Origin of the sequence: Bartonella sp. AA9NXGY (assembly GCF_042196845.1) — a bacterium.
Classification (GTDB): Bacteria; Pseudomonadota; Alphaproteobacteria; order Rhizobiales; family Rhizobiaceae; genus Bartonella.
Genome location: NZ_JBHIRB010000003.1, coordinates 79,218 through 98,402 on the forward strand (window position 1 = coordinate 79,218; position 19,185 = coordinate 98,402).

Here is a 19,185-nt window from a genome sequence, read left to right on the forward strand (position 1 = left end):
TTTAAGTAATAACTCAACTGCCCATTGCTTTTTTGAGATTCTCATCAATTTTATCAAGGAAACCTGTTGTAGAAAGCCACTTTTGTTTAGGCCCAATCAAAAGTGCGAGATCTTTGGTCATAAAACCTTCTTCGACGGTTTTAATACAAACTTCTTCCAATGTCGTGGAAAAGTTTTTTAACTTCTCATTGTTATCTAGTTTAGCACGGTGCGCTAGTCCACGCGTCCATGCAAAAATAGATGCAATAGAGTTCGTTGATGTTTCTTCATTCTTTTGATGCTGACGATAATGGCGTGTTACGGTGCCGTGTGCTGCCTCTGCTTCAACAATTTTGCCGTCAGGTGTCATGAGAACAGAAGTCATGAGACCCAGAGAACCAAAGCCTTGGGCAACAATATCAGATTGGACATCACCATCATAGTTTTTACATGCCCATACGTATCCACCTGACCACTTTAATGCAGAAGCAACCATATCATCAATAAGACGGTGTTCGTAATATAATTTACGGTTTTCAAATTCAGTTTTAAATTCCGTATCGAATATTTCTTGAAAGATATCTTTAAAACGACCATCGTAAGTTTTTAGAATGGTATTTTTTGTTGAAAGATACACTGGAACATTCCGTTGTAGTCCATAATTAAAGGATGCGCGGGCAAAATCACGAATTGACTCATCAAGGTTATACATAGCCATGGCAACCCCTGCGCTTGGAGCATCAAAAACATCATGTTCAATAACTTGATTATCATCACCGACAAATTTAATACTTAATTTCCCTTTTCCTGGAAATTTAAAATCTGTTGCTTTGTATTGATCACCAAAAGCGTGACGTCCGATAATAATTGGCTTTGTCCAGTTAGGAACAAGGCGAGGGACATTTTTACAGATAATGGGTTCGCGAAAAATGACTCCTCCTAAAATATTGCGGATTGTGCCATTAGGTGATTTCCACATTTTTTTTAGGTTAAATTCTTTAACGCGTGCCTCATCAGGTGTGATGGTTGCGCATTTTATACCAACCCCATATTTTTTGATAGCATTGGCAGAATCGATAGTTACCTGATCATTGGTTGCATCACGATTTACGACGGAAAGATCATAATATTTTAGATCAATGTCGAGGTAGGGATGGATTAATTTATCTTTGATATATTTCCAGATGATGCGGGTCATCTCATCCCCATCAAGTTCAACAACGGGGTTTTCTACTTTGATCTTTACCATTAGAAATCCTTTTTCTTTTAAGCGATACTACTTGTATAACACTTTCAAGTTTATAATGAAAAGTAAAAACAAGGGAAAAAAGCATTCAAATATGAGCTTTTAGAATATATTATCAATAGAGTGTAAAATTTTGTTGGAGGGTTTAATTTTTGAAAAGAAGTGATGTGTTTGCAAATCTATAATTATTCTATGATTGATGAAGAATCTGTTTAATAGATAAGGTAGTTAGATCACCGAGGGACGGGGATTATGCGTTTTTATTATCAGAGATTCCATTTAATAAGTTGATCGTATTCTGAATTATAGTTTCTTGATTTGTTGTGTTAGGTGAATAAGAAACTATTTTTATATTGCTATTTCAATTCTAAGCTTACGGTCTGTTTGTTTATAAAAAGTTTAATGTGATAACAAAGGCACTGTAATTAGAAATGCTTCATATAAAATGCGTTTGAGATAAACTTCAATTTTGAAGGTTGAAAAAAACGTATAAATGATGCCGGCTGGTTTTAATTTAAAAATTAACAGCATACGCAAGAATATGACTTATAAAATTACCGTATCGCGAGCTAGAATCTTCTAATTCTTATGTTTTATCGATTCTTATTGTTATTAACTATGCGCAGTAAAGCACTATCCTCGAAATGCAACAAAGAAATTAATCACCTAATGATTCTTGTATCCTTTTTACGAAGAGATTCCTTTTAAAATCTTATTCCCTCATTTTTATTTATGCATCCCTCATTTTTAAAAACACAAATAAAATGAATATATTACACATAGAAAAAAGAAACATGGTACGCCCAAGGGGAATCGAACCCCTGTTTCCGCCGTGAAAGGGCGATGTCCTAACCGCTAGACGATGGGCGCAAACCAATGATGAGGCTTATAGAGAGGATCTTTTTACTTCGCAAGCCCTCTGTGTCATTTTTTTTGAAAAAAGTGTGTTTTATTGAATAATTTTTGAGCGCTTCCTGTTTAGATCATTTTATTTTCTAAGATTTTTTGTAGAAAAAATATAAAGTTATCATGATTGATAGAAAATTTTGATGTGGGTATCATCTCAGGGAATGATATTTTCAGTTTGAGGAGTAGGCAAAAATGATCAAAAACAGCATTTTTTATGTATTTATTTTTTGCATATTTTATCGCTTGTTATCTTTGCTCACCACATGAGAATATTATTTAACTTGCTTGAAAGAGCCTTTATACAGAAAGACTTCTCATTTGAGCTTATCATAAAGCAAAAACTGTATAATTTATGAAGTAGAAAGATAATATTTATTACAAAATTAACAAATAATACCAATTATACAAAAGTTTTTTTGAGGAGCAAGCCACAAATTCCTTTCAGTTTAACAAAATATAAAAAGATTCTTTATAATAAGAATATTAAGCAAATTTTACAGAATATATTAAAAATACTTTTCTTATCTTTACTTTTACAGGTTTGTAAGAAATTTAAAATTAAAACCCCTTCATTTGTTCCCTCACATATTGGGAAGGTTATTTATTTGGAAATGAATTAGTTTGGGTAAAGGGCAGATTGAGATTTTTGTCATTTCAATTCGCTAGTTTTTTAAAGAGGTGGCAATAAGTTGAGATAAAATATTCGAATTTTGCAAATTTATTTTCCATATTTATAATATTTTAGAATTATGGTGTGTGCATATTAAGTCTTGTGTTTTACTTTAATGTAAGGTTCTATTTTGATATATGAATGCGTTAAGATTTTTGCATTAAAGATTTATAGTTTAAGCTATGGAATGGTAGGAAGGAATGTGTTATTATTGACTGAACTACTTTATTTTATCCATTCTCTTAATTTATCATATGAAAGAATGTTTTTTGTTCCATATTTGTCGATTTAGAAGAGATATTTTTATTCTTTCTTACTAAGTCTTCAATATTCTTTAACTTGTTATTGATTATTTTTTAGAACTTTTCTTTATGGCAACTTGCATTTATCAGTTTTACAGATTTTCATTCTGAATTAAATATTTTATAAGATTCTGAAATCTTTGAAGACAATAAATATTATATTTTTAGGAATGTTGATTGAATAAGCGGGGATAATTCTATTGGAGAAAATAAAGTGAATAGAGCGGGATATTTCTTTTGTTCTTATGGATATAGATATTCTTTGTGTTGATTGGCACATCATTTAAACGATTCTTCAATGAAGATAGGGATCAGTGGTTAGAATATGGCAGAAGCTTTAAAAGTTGGCGTTGCGGGACTTGGTACAGTTGGTACTTCAGTTGTTCGAACTCTATTTGAAAAAGCGAATAGTTTAGCTTGTCAATGTGGGCGATTCATCAAAGTTGTTGCTGTTAGTGCGCGTGATAAAGGTCGCAATCGTGGAATTGATCTTAGTGGTATAAAATGGTTTGATTCACCTGTGGAGTTGGCTGCTTCTGATGAGATTGATGTTTTTGTAGAGTTAATTGGTGGTGAATTGGATGTGGTGTATACCGCTGTTAAGAGAGCGCTTGAGGCGGGACATCATGTTGTAACAGCCAATAAAGCTCTTCTTGCTCGACATGGAGTAGAGCTGGCTATAATTGCAGAAAAAAAAGGTGTTTTTCTTCATTTTGAAGCAGCTGTTGCAGGGGGGATTCCTGTTATCAAAGCGATGAGAGAATCACTTGTTAGTAATCGCATATCGCGAATTTATGGTATTCTCAATGGAACCTGTAATTATATATTAACACGTATGTTTACGGAAGGTCTTTCATTTAAAGATTGTTTAGCAGATGCACAGAGACTTGGGTATGCTGAAGCAGATCCAAGTTTTGATATTGAGGGAAATGATACTGCTCATAAATTAGCTTTGTTGACAAGCTTGGCATTTGGAACTGCTGTTTCGTTAGATGATGTTTATGTTGAAGGAATTCATAATATTTCGCAAATTGATATTCGAGCAGCTGATGAATTGGGGTATCGGATTAAGCTTTTAGGGGTTGCATTAAAAACGGATTCTGGAATAGAGCAACGCGTTCATCCAACAATGGTACCAACATCCTCAATGATTGCACAGATAAATGGTGTAACCAATGCTCTTTCTATTCAAAGTGATTTATTAGGTGAATTACTGTTTTCTGGTCCTGGCGCCGGAGGAAAGGCAACAGCATCAGCCGTTATTGGTGATTTGGCTGATATAGCAAAAGCGCGTTCTGGTTTTCAGTATGCACCTGTTTTAAGACGTCCAGCATTAGAACTTGCTCCTCATAAAAAAGCACGTATTTCGCATCATGCAGGTGGTTATTTTATTCGTTTAAATGTTCATGATCGTACTGGTGTTTTTGCCGCTGTCGCAAGGCATATGGCTGATAATCACATCTCATTGGAGTCGATTGTTCAAAGATCTTTTGTAGAAGATCAAATTGAAAAAACAATTATTTTAATTACGCATGAAACAACAGAGCTGAATGTACGACAGGCACTTGCAGAAATTGAAAAAGATGGACATCTTGTTGCAAAATCTCAATTTATTCGTATTGAACCTATGACAGAGAATTGATAACTTTCTTGATAATGACAAAAAGGAACGCTTGAGTTCTTTTATCTCTTGTGGAAAATTTTCATCTTTGCCAAAAAACTTTATTCTTAGTATTTAATAAGGACTCATATTTTTTCTGGTATTCATTCGGTAGGATTTTTTCATATGCCCACAACTCAGAAGATTTTAAATGGACTTGATCGTATTTTGACGCTTGAATTGGTACGTGTTACTGAACGTGCTGCTGTTGCTGCTGCACGCTGGCGCGGACGTGGCGATGAAAAGGCAGCGGATCAAGCTGCTGTAGATGCAATGCGGCAGGAACTTAATCGATTGCCTATTGATGGTACAGTGGTGATTGGTGAAGGTGAGCGGGATGAAGCGCCTATGCTTTATATTGGAGAAAAAGTAGGTCTTCAAAGTGGATTGGCGATCGATATTGCACTTGATCCACTAGAGGGAACAACACTTTGTGCTAAAAATATTGCCAATTCTTTGGCAGTAGTTGCAATTGCTGAAAAGGGTAATCTCCTTTATGCTCCTGATGTTTATATGAACAAAATTGCTATTGGTCCTGGTTATCCAAAGGGAGTAGTCGATATAGATGCTTGTCCTACCGATAATATACATGCTCTTGCGAAGGCTAAAGGAGTAGCCGTTAATCAGATTACTGTTTGTATTATGGATAGACCTCGTCATGAAAAATTGGTTAATGAAGTACGAGCGACAGGGGCGTCGATTCGCTTGATTGGGGATGGAGATGTGGCTGCTGTTATTGATACAACTGATCCAGAAGAAACAGGTATTGATATCTATATGGGGATTGGTGGAGCACCTGAAGGTGTCTTAGCTTCTGCTGCTTTGCGCTGCATTGGAGGACAGATGCAAGGTCGTTTGCTGCTTGATACAGAAGAGAAAATTGCTCGTGCAGCTAAAATGGGGATTAGTGATCCCGATAAGGTTTATACAATGGAAGAAATGGCAAAGGGTGATGTTTTGTTTTCAGCAACAGGGGTGACAGATGGCAATATGCTTTCTGGTGTTAAATTTACATCTCGTTACATTCAAACGGAAACTCTCGTAATGCGCTCCCATACGGGTACAGTCCGTAATATTAAAGCAAAGCATAGAAATCATTCGAAATTTGATTAATGCTTTCTTTTTTGTCACTAAAAATAGAGGGAGTTTTTCTAGGAAAAACGCTTCCATGAATCTACTTTCATGGAAGCGTTTATAGATATGAGAATACCTTAAATATTATGAGATCTGGACAGAATGTACCCAGCCATTTTTATCTTCTATGTTCCCTTTTTGAATGCCAACCAATTGTGTACGAAGCTGCTTTGTAACTTCTCCAACTGTTTCATTTCCAATAATAAATTCTCCCCCTTTATATCTAAAACGACCAATTGATGTGACAACGGCAGCTGTACCACAAGCAAAGGCTTCTTTAAGGTGTCCACTCTTTGCATCTTCTTGAAGCGCTGTAAAAGAATAAGGACGCTCTTCTATTTTTAATCCCATTTGTTGAGCTAACCTTAAGATTGAATCACGGGTTATCCCTGGAAGGATAGTTCCATTAAGTGGGGGGGTTACAAGTGTATTATTGTCCATAATAAAGCAGACATTCATACCACCAAGTTCTTCAATCCATTTATGTTCAATCATATCAAGGAAGAGTACTTGGCTACAATTATTTTCAGTTGCAGTTTTTTGTGCCAGTAAGCTTGCTGCATAGTTTCCACCACATTTGGCAGCCCCTGTTCCTCTTGGACCGGCACGACTATAATCTGTTTCAATCCAGACGCTGACAGATTTTTCTTCTCCTTTGAAATAGGATTCAACTGGAGAGGCTATGACACAAAAAAAATATTCTTGAGAAGGGCGGACTCCCAAAAAGTTTTCATTGCCAAACATAAATGGACGGATATAGAGGCTAGCGTTGGGCTGATCAGAAACCCATTTTTGATCAATCTTTACTAATTGATGAACGGCATCCAGAAAAATATCTTTTGGCAATTCTGGCATAGCTAAACGTTGTGCTGATTCTATAAAGCGTTGTGCATTGGCATCAGGACGGAAGAGCAAGATGCGTCCATCTTTTGCACGATATGCTTTTAAACCCTCAAAAATTTCCTGTCCGTAATGTAAAACGGTACTTGCAGGGTTAATTTCTAAAGCTTTGTATTGAGAAATGACGGCATTGTGCCAGCCTTTGTCTTCAGTCCATTGAATAGTACACATGTGGTCTGTAAAAAATTGACCAAAACCGGGACTTTTTAAAATTTCTTCATATTTTTCTTCTGACAGAGGAGATGGGTGTTTTTCTATTTTAAAGGGAAGCGATGATATGGGAGATTTCATAAAAAACCTTTTGAGTATGTTTCATTTTTATTAATAAAAATAATGAAATATTTTGATTATAACTCTATTATTAACAAAACCTTTGTGTCAATGTTTTATTATAGAATACAAAGGGGTTTATTATAGAATTCAAAGGCTAGAGTAGGGTAGATATTTTAATTCTATCCTCGCTTCTTTTTCTCAACTTTATGAAGTAAACTGGAACTTTTGTTTATAATTATCGTTTTCTCACAATAAGTATCTGAATAATTGCATATATGCATATTTTCTAGAAATTTAAAGGTAAGGGAATTGAGAAAAGGAATCCACTATGATTGATAAAAATTATCACACATATGAAGAACGTATGGCCGCAGAAAGAAGAGGTCGTGAACAACCTGTTTCAATCGCTAAGGGTATTTTTGCTATTCTTCTTGCGATGGTTATTATCTGGTTTATTTTTGGTTTTTTAGGATCTTTTTTTGCAAAATCTCCTGAACATAGTTCGCGTTATAATACCCCAGAAACAAGCCAAAGTGTAACAACGCCCAAAAAAGATTTAAATTCGCTTCCTCCTGTACCTTATACCTATAAGGGTACGGAGTAATTTTTTCGTAAATATAATCTTTTAGATAGGGCGAAAATCGACGTAGATTAAGGAATAAAGTCAGCACAAAGACATAAAAAAGAGAGGAATGATTTTAATTTCTGAAGTTTTTGATAAGTAATTAAATGGTATGGAAATAAATAATGCAACGGTTGTTAAAACCGTTGCATTATTGGTTTAGCGTGTGATGAAGCAGCTTCCACCAGAACTTTTAATGGATTCACAAAGGATTATGGCTTCATTACGGTCTTGCGCTTGAAGCCGAACACGGTAATAAGTACCTTTTCCTGGTATAAAAGCGGATTGAATATTTAAAGAACGGGCACCGATAAGGAATCCAAATTTAGATTTCATATTTTTTAAAGAATTTCTAGCGAGCTCATACGTTGGTTGAGATGCAAGTTGTACGTAATAACTTTCTGAATTTTGTGCTGCGACTCTGTTTGGTGATATGGGGTGAGACGCGGCTGGTGTTTCAACTTGTGTATTTCTTTCTGCATGAGAAGGGATAGGGATAAATTTTTCTTCAATATTTGAGCTAGAATTATTTTCTGCGATTATTTTATCAATATTATTTTTGAGATCATGATCTCTTTCTTGGTCGTTTATATCAGAATCATGCGATGAAACAAGGGACGAATCTTGAAGTTCATTAGAAGTTTGATCAATGCTTTCTTCAGATTGAGCAGCAGTTTTGCTGTTTGTTTGATGCGCGGGGGCTAGTGTAACTGTACCATCTTGATTGACAATAACAGTTTGTACTTCTCGCATTGGAATAGTATGGTTTATGGCTTCTGTGACTGCATCTTCAACATCAGATTCATTTAAAGACGATGAGGAAACGTTTGAAGATTCTTCAGGGTTTAATTCTTTTAAATTTTCAGGTTGTTCAGAGTTATCAATAAGAAATTGTTGTGTATTTTCTTGTTTCTCATTTTGTTCAGTTGTTTGTTTATAGATATCTAAATTATGTGCAACATCATTTTTCGTTTCAGTTGTTTCTGGTTTGAATTTAAAAGGCGTATTATCAGCGTGGATAATGACCGTTTCTTCATTTTTTTGTGATGGCATAAAAAAATGAGAATAACCAGCAAACCCAAGTCCTATTAAAATAAGTATAAAAAAACCTTTAATGAAAGTTTTACCAAAAATAAAACTTTTAAAGGGAGGAGGAGCTGATGGATGCGTGGGAACCTCATCTGAGCTTGTGTATGATGAATTCTCGCTAAAAGAGGGAAAATTATATTCCATATTGGCAGAAGAAAAATAGTCGGAATTTTGTTCTTTAGAGTTTATATAAACACCTTCTTTTGAATTTTGTATAGACTGATGAAAAACTTCACTAAAAACCTCATTTTTCTGTTGTTTTTGAGAAAAATTATCCGTTGGGACATTCCCTACATTGAGTACATCAGCAAATTCTTCTTCTAAACCACCATTAGTTGGCACATCATATTCTGGCGCTTCGTACGGGACTTCTGGAACCATAATAGGACCAGTTTTTTCTACGATTTCCTCTGAAAATTTATAAGTATCAACATTGGGAGGGGGAGTATCTCTGTGCGTATAGTTATGGGCAAAAAAGCCATCCGTTTGTTTTGTATTTAAAGAGGGGGATGAGGAAAGAAACTCATCTAAATTATTTTCATTATATGAAATTTCTCTATTTGGGTTAGAGGCACCTTCGGCGTTATTGATGTATTGGGCTCGAGCCTCATCATATATCGGAACTTTTTCGCCATAAGTTTCTTGTTGTGAGGGGTTTTCTGCAAAAAAATGGGGATAATTGGTTGTATGATCTTCTTGTGAAGCCCCCTTTAAATAAGATTGTCTATCAACTGGTGGAGAATCTAAAGGTGAGGAGAAGGTACTTGTTGTTTGATTTCTTGCAGTGTTTTGTCTTTCTGACACAAGATTAGAAGATGAGAAAAACTCATTTTCCTCTGTAGAAGAGGAGACATCAGGATAATCCTTTTTAATCCAATTTTCTTGATCAGCTGAAATTTTATAGGGATGGTTTATAGGAGTGTCATAGAGGCTTTGATTGTCCTCATAAGTTTTTTGTATATTCGTAGTCTCAGGTTGTTGTGAATTTATTTGTGAAAAACGATTGGTTTGTTCAACATCTTCTGGCGTCTCTCTCTTATTTTCGTGCCTTTCAGATTTATCAAAAAAGAAATTTTCTGATTCTGATTGTGACATAAGATTACTTTTTTCAAGAAAAGGATCAGCACTGGTTGCTGTTTTTTTCTGTTGATGTGATTGATTTTTTGGGATTGGTAATGGAGAAAGCGCATCTAAAATTTGTTCTTCATCATGACTGCTAGGTGAAGAATATTTCTCTTCAGATAAATTATTTTGTTTTGAATGGTTGAAAGAAGCAGCTTGTGCAATATTTGAGGCTGTTGCGTTGCTGGTTGCATACAAGTCCCATTGTTTTTTTTGATCATCAAACGGTAAGTCATGTGCTAAATTATTTTCAAGTTCCTCTTCTAGAAAGGACAAATCAAAATCATCATCATGGGATGATATTTCGGGGTGAGATGTTGATCGATCTGTTTTTAAAGAAGATTGCTCATTTTGGTTTCCGCTTTGTTTGTGCGGATTAAAAATGCGCGTAAGCCTTTCTAAAGGATCATGGTGTTCATGATCGTGTTTTGTTTCGTGTAGATTTTTGCGATCGTTATCGCTCATAGCTTTTCTCACATGATGGTTTGCACTTACGTGCAATCAATGGTTGATTTTGATTTGTTATATTAAAATTATAAATTTTCCCCCTCTCATGCAAGGATACATGAAAAAGTTTATCAATAGAGTACCTATTGTATGTATTTATAGAACTTTTTCAACGCATTTCTATGGGTGATTCGACTCCTATGATGGTAAGCCCTGATGATAAAATATTGATAACAGCTTGTATCAATCCTAATCTTGCAAAGGATAACTCTTTATCATCAGGTTGAATAAAGCGTAAATTGAGATTTTCACTCCCTTTATTCCAATGGGTGTGAAAGCTGGAGGCAAGGTCATAAAGATAAAACGCTAATCGATGCGGTTCTTTATGAATTACGGCCTGTTCAATGATACGTGGATATTCAGAAAGTTTGCGTATTAACAATATTTCATGGTCATCTGTTAATCGATGAAGATGGGCAATCAATGTATCATTTGAAAAGCTTTTAATATGAAGCGCTTCTTGTGCTTGACGAAAGACTGAGTGACAACGTGCACTTGCATACTGTACGTAAAAGATGGGGTTATCTTTTGATTGTTCTGTTACTTTTGCAAAATCAAAATCAAGAGGTGCTTCACACTTACGGTATAGCATCATAAAACGCACAGGATCACGCCCAACCTCTTCGACAACATCCCGTAGAGTGACAAAAGATCCTGCTCTTTTTGACATGCGTACAGGATGACCGTTGCGAAAAAGTTTTACCAATTGACACAAGAAGACACTTAATTTAGCTTTACCCCCAGAAATTGCTTTTGCCATTGCCTCTAGCCGCTTTACATAGCCAGCATGGTCTGCGCCTAGAATATAAATCATTTCATCAAAATGACGATTAAATTTATCCCGAAAATAAGCAACATCAGCAGCAAAATAAGTGTAAGAACCGTCAGATTTGACTAAAACACGGTCTTGGTCATCACCGACATTTGTTGAACGGAACAAAGTTTGTTCGCTTGGTTCCCAGTCTTCTGTATTTTGTCCTTTGGGAGGGGGGAGTTTTCCTTTGTAGATATAACCATTTAAAGTGAGGTCGTTGATGGTGTTACGAATGGCGCGTGCATTATCTGCATAAAGCATTCGCTCAGAGAAAAAGATATCATGATAAATATTAAGAGCAGCCAAATCTTCGCGAATCATGGACATCATTGCATGAATTGCACGTTCTTTCACAAGAGATAAGGCTTCATCTTTATCCATCGTGAGGAGTTGGTCACCAAACTCTTGAGCAAGCGATTGACCCAATGGTATCAAGTATTCTCCAGGATAGAGTCCTTCTGGAATTTCATTAATTTTTTGCCCAAGAGCTTCACGATAGCGCAATAGTACCGAATGGGCGAGGACTTCGATTTGTTGACCCGCATCATTGATATAATACTCTTTTGTAATGTTATAGCCCGTAAATTGTAGCAAATTGGAGAGAACATCCCCAACAACCGCTCCGCGGCAATGTCCTACATGCATTGGTCCAGTGGGATTTGCTGAGACATATTCAACATTGACGCATTTTCCTTGTCCCATTGGAATACGACCATAAGAAGTGCCTAATTCAAGCATAGATTTTATAGCATCTTGCCAAAATAATTTTGTAAGCTTTATGTTTATAAAACCAGGACCGGCAACATCTATATTTTCGATAGAGGAATCATTTTTAAGAAGTTCTATGATTTTATCTGCAAGTGCACGTGGATTGATTCCAATAGATTTTGCAAGCACCATAGCAGCATTGGTTGATAAATGACCATGGGAGGAATCACGCGGAGGATCAACAGTGATTTTTGATAAATCTAGAGCTTCTCCATTTTTTCCTTTTATATCAGATAATTCAATTGATCTCTTAATTTTTTTTTCGAAGTTTTTAAAGATATTCATATTTAGCTTCCATGATGATGCCAAAAGCCATTAAACGAAATTATCTGTATGGTCAAATAAACGCTGATATTCACGTAGAGCGTAGTGATCCGTCATGCCTGAAAGAAAGTCAGCAATCAAACGTGCTAACTCTTGATTTTTTAAGTGCACTGTTTTGCTCTGCCAACTTTCAGGCATTGTATTTGGATTTTCATAATAACAATTGAATAATTTTTGTACAATGCATTTTGCTGCATTGCGACGACTAAGAACTTGTTCATGGTAGTAAAGATTTTTAAATAAAAAGTTTTTTAGTTCTTTTTCATAAACGGTCATTGTCGGTGAAAAGGTGACAATAGTTTGTTTTGCTTGGTGAATATCGTTTATGCTTGTTGGTTTGATGCGTGCTAAATTTTTTTGTGACTGTTTGATAACATCTTCAACCATGGTTGTTATTTGTCTTCGTACAAGCGTGTAACCGCGACGCGTTTGGTCGAGGTGGGGATGCTCATCTGTTATATCTTTTAATATTGCTGCTGTTAGTGAAACATGTTCAAATTGATCGAGTGTTAAAAATTGCGAACGTAGACCATCATCAATATCATGCGCATTGTATGCGATATCATCTGCAATAGCAGCACATTGCGCTTCTAGCCCTGCAAAACAATCGAGTGCAAGGTCTTGCTTTGCATTGTATTGTAAAATATCGATAGGAACCTCCTTATTCTTTGCGTGAGGACCTAAAAGGGGACCATTATGCTTTACAAGTCCTTCGAGGGTTTCCCATGTAAGGTTAAGTCCATCAAAATTTGCATAGCGCTGTTCTAGTTTTGTTACAATGCGTAATGCTTGTGCATTATGATCAAAGCCGCCATAATGTACCATGGCTTCATTAAGAGCATCTTCTCCTGCATGGCCAAAGGGTGTGTGTCCAAAGTCGTGAACGAGGGCAATGGCTTCGGCAAGGTCTTCATCAAGACACAGGGCACGGGCTAATGTTCTTGCAATTTGAGAAACCTCTATGGAATGGGTTAGGCGAGTACGGTAATGATCGCTTTCATCAGCAATAAACACTTGCGTTTTATGTTTAAGACGTCGAAATGCATTAGAATGGATAATACGATCTCTATCTCGTTGAAAAGGTGAGCGTGTGGTGCTCATCGTTTCATGGTATAATCGACCACGGCTTGTTTGTGGATGAGCACTGTATACTGCTCGAGATTGGTAATTGAAGTCGATATTTCCTATATCCATTGCAAGCTGTCTATTATCATCTTAAAATTGAGAGTGGTTTATGACAAATAAACTGCTCTTTGAGTGTAGGATACTCTTTCTTGATGGTTTAATGCAAGGATATATAAAATGAATGTGAAAATTTCAGATGTTGCTGCCAAAAAAATTGCACAGATACTTTTGCGTGAACCCGATAAAATAGCATTACGTATTTCTGTTGAAGGTGGTGGGTGTTCTGGTTTTTCTTATAAATATGACTTGGTTTCTGAAATGTGTGAAGATGACCTCGTTCTCAAAAAAGACGGGGCAGTTGTGTTTATTGATTTACTATCACTTCCTTTTATGGAAGGAGCTGAGATTGATTTTGTTGATGATCTTATGGGGCAGTCTTTTCAAGTCCACAATCCCAATGCTGTTTCATCATGTGGTTGTGGTGTAAGTTTCTCAATTTAAAATGATGGCTGTGTGATATTGTTTCTTGAAAAAAAGATCATGTTGGTCAACAATGCAAAAATGGGTATTCTTATAAAAATAGTGCACCGATGTGTATGGTTGTGCGTGGCGCTTTCTTTATTGACTTGGAGCCACTGTGCTTTTTCTGAAGCAGGAGAAGGGCAAGATCAGCAGCAGAGACAATCAAGGAGTTTTATTGTAAAGACTCAAAAGCAGGAGAACGAAAACTTAGCATCTCAAACACAACTCATTTTGAATGCTCGATTAACAAATAGTCATCCGGATATTGAAAAAGGGCTTGTCTGGCGGGTTTATGCTCCTATTCTAGGGATTGATAATAAGTTACCATTAGTGGCAACCTATAAGGGGGGAAGTGCACGTTTTGATCTCGAACCAGGAAATTATCTTGTTCATGTCTCATTTGGTCATATGAGTGCTGTGCGCCATATTCGTTTAGAAAATGGGCAGAGTCTTGTAAAAAACTTTAATCTTGAGGCTGGTGGTGTCATTTTAAATGCAACACTGCTCAATGGCGTAATGAATGAAAAGGAACTCCGTTTTACCATTTATGAGGATGAAAAAGAAAATGATGATACGGGAGTAATTATATCAAATGTTAAACCCCAATCAGTTGTGCGTTTAAAAGCTGGCCGCTACCATGTTGCTTCCCATTATGGTTCTATTAATGCGACGGCTCGTTCGGATATTCAAGTGGATGCGGGTAAAATAACAGAAGTTACTCTTGAACATCAGGCCGCTCAGATTGTCTTAAAGCTGGTGCGACAAGAAAGAGGAGAAGCGCTTGCAGATACAAGTTGGTCTCTTGCCAATGATTCTGGTGATATCGTTTATGAAACAGTAGGTGCGTATGTTTCACTCGTGTTAGCGGAGGGAGAGTATATTGCAATTGCTAAAAATAAAGATAAAATCTATCAAAAAGTTTTTTCAGTCGTTTCTGGTCATGATGAAGATATAAGTGTGATAGCGAATGAAGAAAATATGCAGCGAGTTGATGAAGATGTGGATTGATTGTTGTTCATGGGGGGTAAACTATGATGAAAGACGGGGTATGAATTTTGATTGAAATTTCAACAGTTGGTGTGTTTTTTGCTGGGGCACTCTCTTTTTTGTCACCATGCGTTTTGCCGTTAGTTCCTCCTTATTTGTGCTATATGGCAGGGGTTGGTATTGATGATTTTCGTTCAGAAAAGCCTGATGAGAAAGTCTTTATCCGGTGGGCTTTATTATCTTCTGTTATTGCTTTTGTTCTTGGGTTTACGACTGTTTTTGTTGCTTTAGGTGCCAGTGCTAGTACAATTGGGAAATTCATCGGTTATTATCGTGATTGGTTTGCCCTTGCTGCTGGAATTGTCATTATTATTTTTGGTTTAAATTTTTTGGGGATTTTCAAGATCGCTTTTTTATTTCGTGAGGCGCGTTTTCAGACCCAAAAAACACCTGCTGGTCCTTTAGGCGCGTATATTATCGGTTTAGCTTTTGCCTTTGGTTGGACACCGTGTATTGGCCCTATTTTAGGTCCTATTATAACGCTTGCTGGAACAAAAGAAACTGTGGGAGAGGGAGCTGTTCTCTTAGCGGTTTATGCATTAGGTCTTGCTATTCCTTTTATGTTAGCAGCTTTATTTTCGAGCAGTTTTATGCGATTTTTAGGAGCTTTTCGTATTCATTTAGGAAAAGTTGAAAAAATCATTGGTGTTTTTCTTATTCTTACAGGGATTTTGTTTTTAACAGGTTCTATGCAGGATCTTTCATTTTGGCTTTTAGAACATTATCCTTCGTTGAGTTATATTGAAGATATTCGTTGGCACAATATTATGATTTTTTTTGGATTTTCTCGTTAGTCTTATGTGTTTTTATGGTTAGAAGTTGTCTTTCTATTGTTCTTGCCGCAGGTGAGGGGACGCGCATGAAATCGTCTCTGCCTAAGGTACTTCATAAAATTGCTGGATTGCCTCTTATATGCCATGTTCTAAAAAAAATAGAATTGGCAGGCTCTTCACAATTAGCGGTTGTTGTGGGATATGGTGCTAAGGAGGTTACGCACGTTGTTCAGTCATTTGTAAAAGATGTAATGATTTTTGAACAAAAAGAGCGTTTAGGAACTGCTCATGCTGTTTTGTCTGCTCGTTTAGCTTTGCAAAAGGAGGTGGATGATGTGCTCATTGTTTTTGGGGATACTCCTCTCATTCAGCAAGATTCATTGCACCAAATGCGTGCACAGCTTGCTGATGGAGCAGATGTTGTTTTTGCAGGTTTTCATACCAAACATCCAACAGGTTATGGGCGTCTTCTCGAGAAAAATGGTCAATTGATTGCAATTGTAGAAGAAAAAGACGCTAGCGATGAAGAAAAAAAGATTTCTTTTTGTAACGGTGGAATACTCGCTATGCGTGGAAAACATGCACTTTCTCTTTTAGAGAAAGTTGGTAATAATAATGTGAAAAAAGAATATTACTTAACAGATATTGCTTCTCTTGCAACACGCGAAGGATTAGATGTGCGTGTTGTTGAAGTTCCTTTTGAAGATATTGTAGGAATTAACAACGGTCTTGAGCTTTCTGAGGCTGATTCTTTGTGGCAAAAACGTAAAGCGCGCGATTTAATGTTATCGGGTGTTACACTCTTGAAGCCAGAAACACTCTATTTTTCTTATGATACAGAAATTGCACCAGGGGTGGTGATAGAACCAAATGTTTATTTTGGGTTAAACGTAAAAGTACAATCTGGTGCGGTTATTCATGCATTTAGTTATCTCGAAGGTGCTGTGGTTGGTAGAGATGCACAGATTGGTCCCTATGCACGTTTGCGTCCTGGAACAGAGTTGGCTAAGTCCGTAAAGATTGGAAATTTTTGTGAAGTCAAACAAGCTAAGGTAGGAGAATCTTCTAAAATCAATCATTTAAGTTATATTGGTGATGCCGAAATTGGTGCACATACCAATATTGGAGCCGGTACGATTACTTGCAATTATGATGGATTTAACAAATATAAAACCATGATTGGTGATCATGCTTTTGTTGGGTCTAATACGGCACTTGTTTCCCCATTGGTAATAGGGGATGGCTCTTATGTTGCTTCAGGAAGTGTTATTACTGAAAATATTCCTATGAACAGTATGGCTTTTGGGCGTGCACGACAGGTTATAAAAGAGGGCTATGCGACAAAATTTCGAGAGCGTTTGTTAGAAAACAAACAGAAAAAATGATTATTTTCAGCTTATTCTTTTGTTTCGTGTTAATCTAACGATGGATGGAAGATTTATTCTTAAAGATTGCCGTATTCCATGTTTGAATTATTTTTATTATTTATAGTTTTAAATAAAGGCTGTTGGATTGTTTTGTAAAATTTGAATCTTAAGATGTGGGTTGGAGCTTTTTAATGTGTGGAATTATTGGAGTTCTTGGAAAGAGGTGTGTTACGTCCTCTTTGGTTGAGGGGTTAAAACGTCTTGAATATAGAGGGTATGATTCATCTGGGGTGGCAACGGTCCATAATGGGCATCTTTATCGTGTACGTGCTGAGGGGAAGCTTGTTCATTTAGAAGAAAAATTAAAAAAAACACCTCTGGAGGGAAGTTTAGGGATTGGTCATACCCGTTGGGCTACGCATGGAATTGCTGTTGAACGCAATGCGCATCCCCATGTGACTGAAAAGCTTGCGATTGTTCATAATGGTATTATTGAAAATTTTGTAGAACTGCAAAAGGAACTCATAGAGGATGGTTGTATCTTTGAAACAGAGACGGATACGGAAGTTATTGCACATTTAATAACGCGTGCATTAAAAGATGGTCTTTCTCCGCAAGAAGCCATACGTACCAGTTGGAAAAGGCTGCAGGGGGCTTTTGCTATTGCTCTTATTTTCGAAGGTGAAGATAACCTTATGATTGCGGCTTGTTCTGGTCCACCTCTGGCAATTGGTTATGGAAAAGATGAATTTTTTGTGGGGTCAGATGCCATAGCTTTGGCACCATTCGTTGATTATATTAGCTATATGGAAGATGGAGATTGGGCTGTTCTCACACGGGAAGGTGTTACAATTTATGATGCTAACAACCAACCGGTAAAACGTCCTGTGACGACATTACTCGAAGGGGCTTTATTGATTTCTAAGGGTAATCATCGTCATTTTATGCACAAGGAAATGTTTGAACAACCTGAAGTGATTTCTCATAATTTGGCGCATTATCTTGACCTTGGAAATTATGCGGTTCGACCGCTTGAGAATTTGATTGATTGGAAAAATATTCATCGGCTTCTTTTTGCGAGTTGTGGAACGGCATATTATTCAACCTTAGTTGCGCGCTATTGGTTTGAGAAATTTGCCGCTTTAAGTGTTGATAATGATGTTGCTTCCGAGTTTCGTTATCGTGAACCTCCTATAACGTCTGATGTGTTATCGCTGTTTGTTTCTCAATCTGGTGAGACAGCTGATACATTGGCTTCTTTGCGTTATTGTCGTGAGCGGGGTGTAAAAACAGCAACAATTGTGAATGTAGAGCAATCAACAATGGCAAGGGAGGCTGATTTTATTCTCCCAACACTTGCCGGACCGGAAATAGGTGTTGCTTCAACAAAAGCTTTTACCTGTCAATTGGCAACGCTTGCTTCACTCGCTCTTAGTGCGGCTAAACAACGTGGCTATCTCTCGGCTCAAATAGAAAAGCAACTGGTTCAACAGTTGGCAGAAGTTCCACGTATTTTAAATGAGGTCTTAAAATTAGAGAGAAAAATTGAATGTATTTGTCGTGATTTGGTGAATGCAAAAAGTGTTCTTTATCTGGGACGTGGAACTTCTTATCCGATTGCTTTGGAGGGAGCTCTTAAACTGAAAGAGCTTTCTTATATTCATGCTGAAGGTTATGCGGCAGGTGAATTAAAGCATGGACCAATTGCTCTGGTGGATGAGACAATACCCGTTATTGTTGTTGCACCTTATGATCGGTGGTTTGAAAAAACTTTTTCTAATATGCAAGAAGTGGTAGCGCGTAATGGTCGTATTATTTTAATAACCGATAAAAAGGGAGCAGAAGTAGCTTGTCTTAAGACTTTATCAACGATCACTTTGCCAGATGTTCCAGAATTTATTTCTCCTATTATTTATGCACTCCCTGTTCAGTTAATCGCTTATCATACAGCTGTTTTATTAGGAACAGATGTTGATCAACCCCGTAATTTAGCAAAATCAGTCACGGTTGAATAAAAGTATATTTCTGAATC

Annotated in this window: 13 protein-coding genes and 1 tRNA gene; 8 read left to right on the plus strand and 6 right to left on the minus strand. The window is 36.7% G+C overall.

Features of this window, described 5'->3' with window-relative positions; translation table 11 throughout:
- Positions 1-13: 13 nt before the first annotated feature.
- On the minus strand, positions 14-1,228 hold the full coding sequence (locus ACFIM6_RS02555; RefSeq protein ID WP_375611524.1) for an NADP-dependent isocitrate dehydrogenase: 1,215 nt from the start codon (positions 1,226-1,228) through the stop codon (positions 14-16).
- A gap of 792 nt (positions 1,229-2,020) precedes the next feature.
- Positions 2,021-2,095, minus strand: a tRNA-Glu gene (locus ACFIM6_RS02560).
- Positions 2,096-3,431: 1,336 nt separating this feature from the next.
- On the opposite strand from ACFIM6_RS02560, the gene ACFIM6_RS02565 reads away from it, so the two are divergent.
- Positions 3,432-4,748, plus strand: a complete 1,317-nt coding sequence (locus ACFIM6_RS02565; protein WP_375611525.1) for a homoserine dehydrogenase — start codon at positions 3,432-3,434, stop codon at positions 4,746-4,748.
- A 144-nt stretch (positions 4,749-4,892) separates the two neighbouring features.
- Positions 4,893-5,879, plus strand: a complete 987-nt coding sequence (glpX, locus tag ACFIM6_RS02570) for a class II fructose-bisphosphatase (RefSeq protein ID WP_375611526.1) — start codon at positions 4,893-4,895, stop codon at positions 5,877-5,879.
- A 105-nt stretch (positions 5,880-5,984) separates the two neighbouring features.
- Here the strand turns inward: glpX and ACFIM6_RS02575 are convergent, their stop codons facing one another.
- Positions 5,985-7,091 (minus strand): branched-chain amino acid aminotransferase, encoded by a 1,107-nt coding sequence (locus tag ACFIM6_RS02575; protein WP_375611527.1) that lies wholly within the window; start codon positions 7,089-7,091, stop codon positions 5,985-5,987.
- Positions 7,092-7,401: 310 nt separating this feature from the next.
- Here ACFIM6_RS02575 and ACFIM6_RS02580 point away from each other — a divergent pair, with 310 nt between their 5' ends.
- Positions 7,402-7,677: a hypothetical protein gene (locus ACFIM6_RS02580; RefSeq protein WP_375611528.1), complete on the plus strand. Its 276-nt coding sequence runs from the start codon at positions 7,402-7,404 to the stop codon at positions 7,675-7,677.
- A 177-nt stretch (positions 7,678-7,854) separates the two neighbouring features.
- On the opposite strand, the gene ACFIM6_RS02585 is transcribed toward ACFIM6_RS02580, so the two are convergent.
- The 3 genes from ACFIM6_RS02585 to ACFIM6_RS02595 form a co-directional block, all read right to left on the minus strand.
- Complete coding sequence (locus ACFIM6_RS02585) at positions 7,855-10,371, minus strand: SPOR domain-containing protein (protein ID WP_375611529.1); 2,517 nt, start codon at positions 10,369-10,371, stop codon at positions 7,855-7,857.
- A 151-nt stretch (positions 10,372-10,522) separates the two neighbouring features.
- On the minus strand, positions 10,523-12,280 hold the full coding sequence (argS, locus tag ACFIM6_RS02590; RefSeq protein ID WP_375611530.1) for an arginine--tRNA ligase: 1,758 nt from the start codon (positions 12,278-12,280) through the stop codon (positions 10,523-10,525).
- 30 nt (positions 12,281-12,310) lie between these two features.
- Complete coding sequence (locus ACFIM6_RS02595; RefSeq protein WP_375611531.1) at positions 12,311-13,513, minus strand: deoxyguanosinetriphosphate triphosphohydrolase; 1,203 nt, start codon at positions 13,511-13,513, stop codon at positions 12,311-12,313.
- Positions 13,514-13,621: 108 nt separating this feature from the next.
- On the opposite strand from ACFIM6_RS02595, the gene ACFIM6_RS02600 reads away from it, so the two are divergent.
- From ACFIM6_RS02600 to glmS, 5 genes are all read left to right on the plus strand, one after another.
- A complete protein-coding gene (locus tag ACFIM6_RS02600) occupies positions 13,622-13,945 on the plus strand; it encodes a HesB/IscA family protein (RefSeq protein ID WP_375606652.1) in 324 nt (107 codons plus the stop codon).
- Between the two features lie 39 nt (positions 13,946-13,984).
- On the plus strand, positions 13,985-14,974 hold the full coding sequence (locus tag ACFIM6_RS02605; protein WP_375611584.1) for a carboxypeptidase regulatory-like domain-containing protein: 990 nt from the start codon (positions 13,985-13,987) through the stop codon (positions 14,972-14,974).
- Positions 14,975-15,018: 44 nt separating this feature from the next.
- Positions 15,019-15,807: a cytochrome c biogenesis CcdA family protein gene (locus ACFIM6_RS02610; RefSeq protein ID WP_375611585.1), complete on the plus strand. Its 789-nt coding sequence runs from the start codon at positions 15,019-15,021 to the stop codon at positions 15,805-15,807.
- A gap of 14 nt (positions 15,808-15,821) precedes the next feature.
- Positions 15,822-17,171, plus strand: a complete 1,350-nt coding sequence (glmU, locus tag ACFIM6_RS02615; RefSeq protein ID WP_375611532.1) for a bifunctional UDP-N-acetylglucosamine diphosphorylase/glucosamine-1-phosphate N-acetyltransferase GlmU — start codon at positions 15,822-15,824, stop codon at positions 17,169-17,171.
- 173 nt (positions 17,172-17,344) lie between these two features.
- The gene (gene glmS, locus ACFIM6_RS02620) at positions 17,345-19,168 is read left to right on the plus strand and encodes a glutamine--fructose-6-phosphate transaminase (isomerizing) (RefSeq protein ID WP_375611533.1); all 1,824 of its coding nucleotides are present in this window, start codon (positions 17,345-17,347) and stop codon (positions 19,166-19,168) included.
- Positions 19,169-19,185 lie beyond the last annotated feature (17 nt).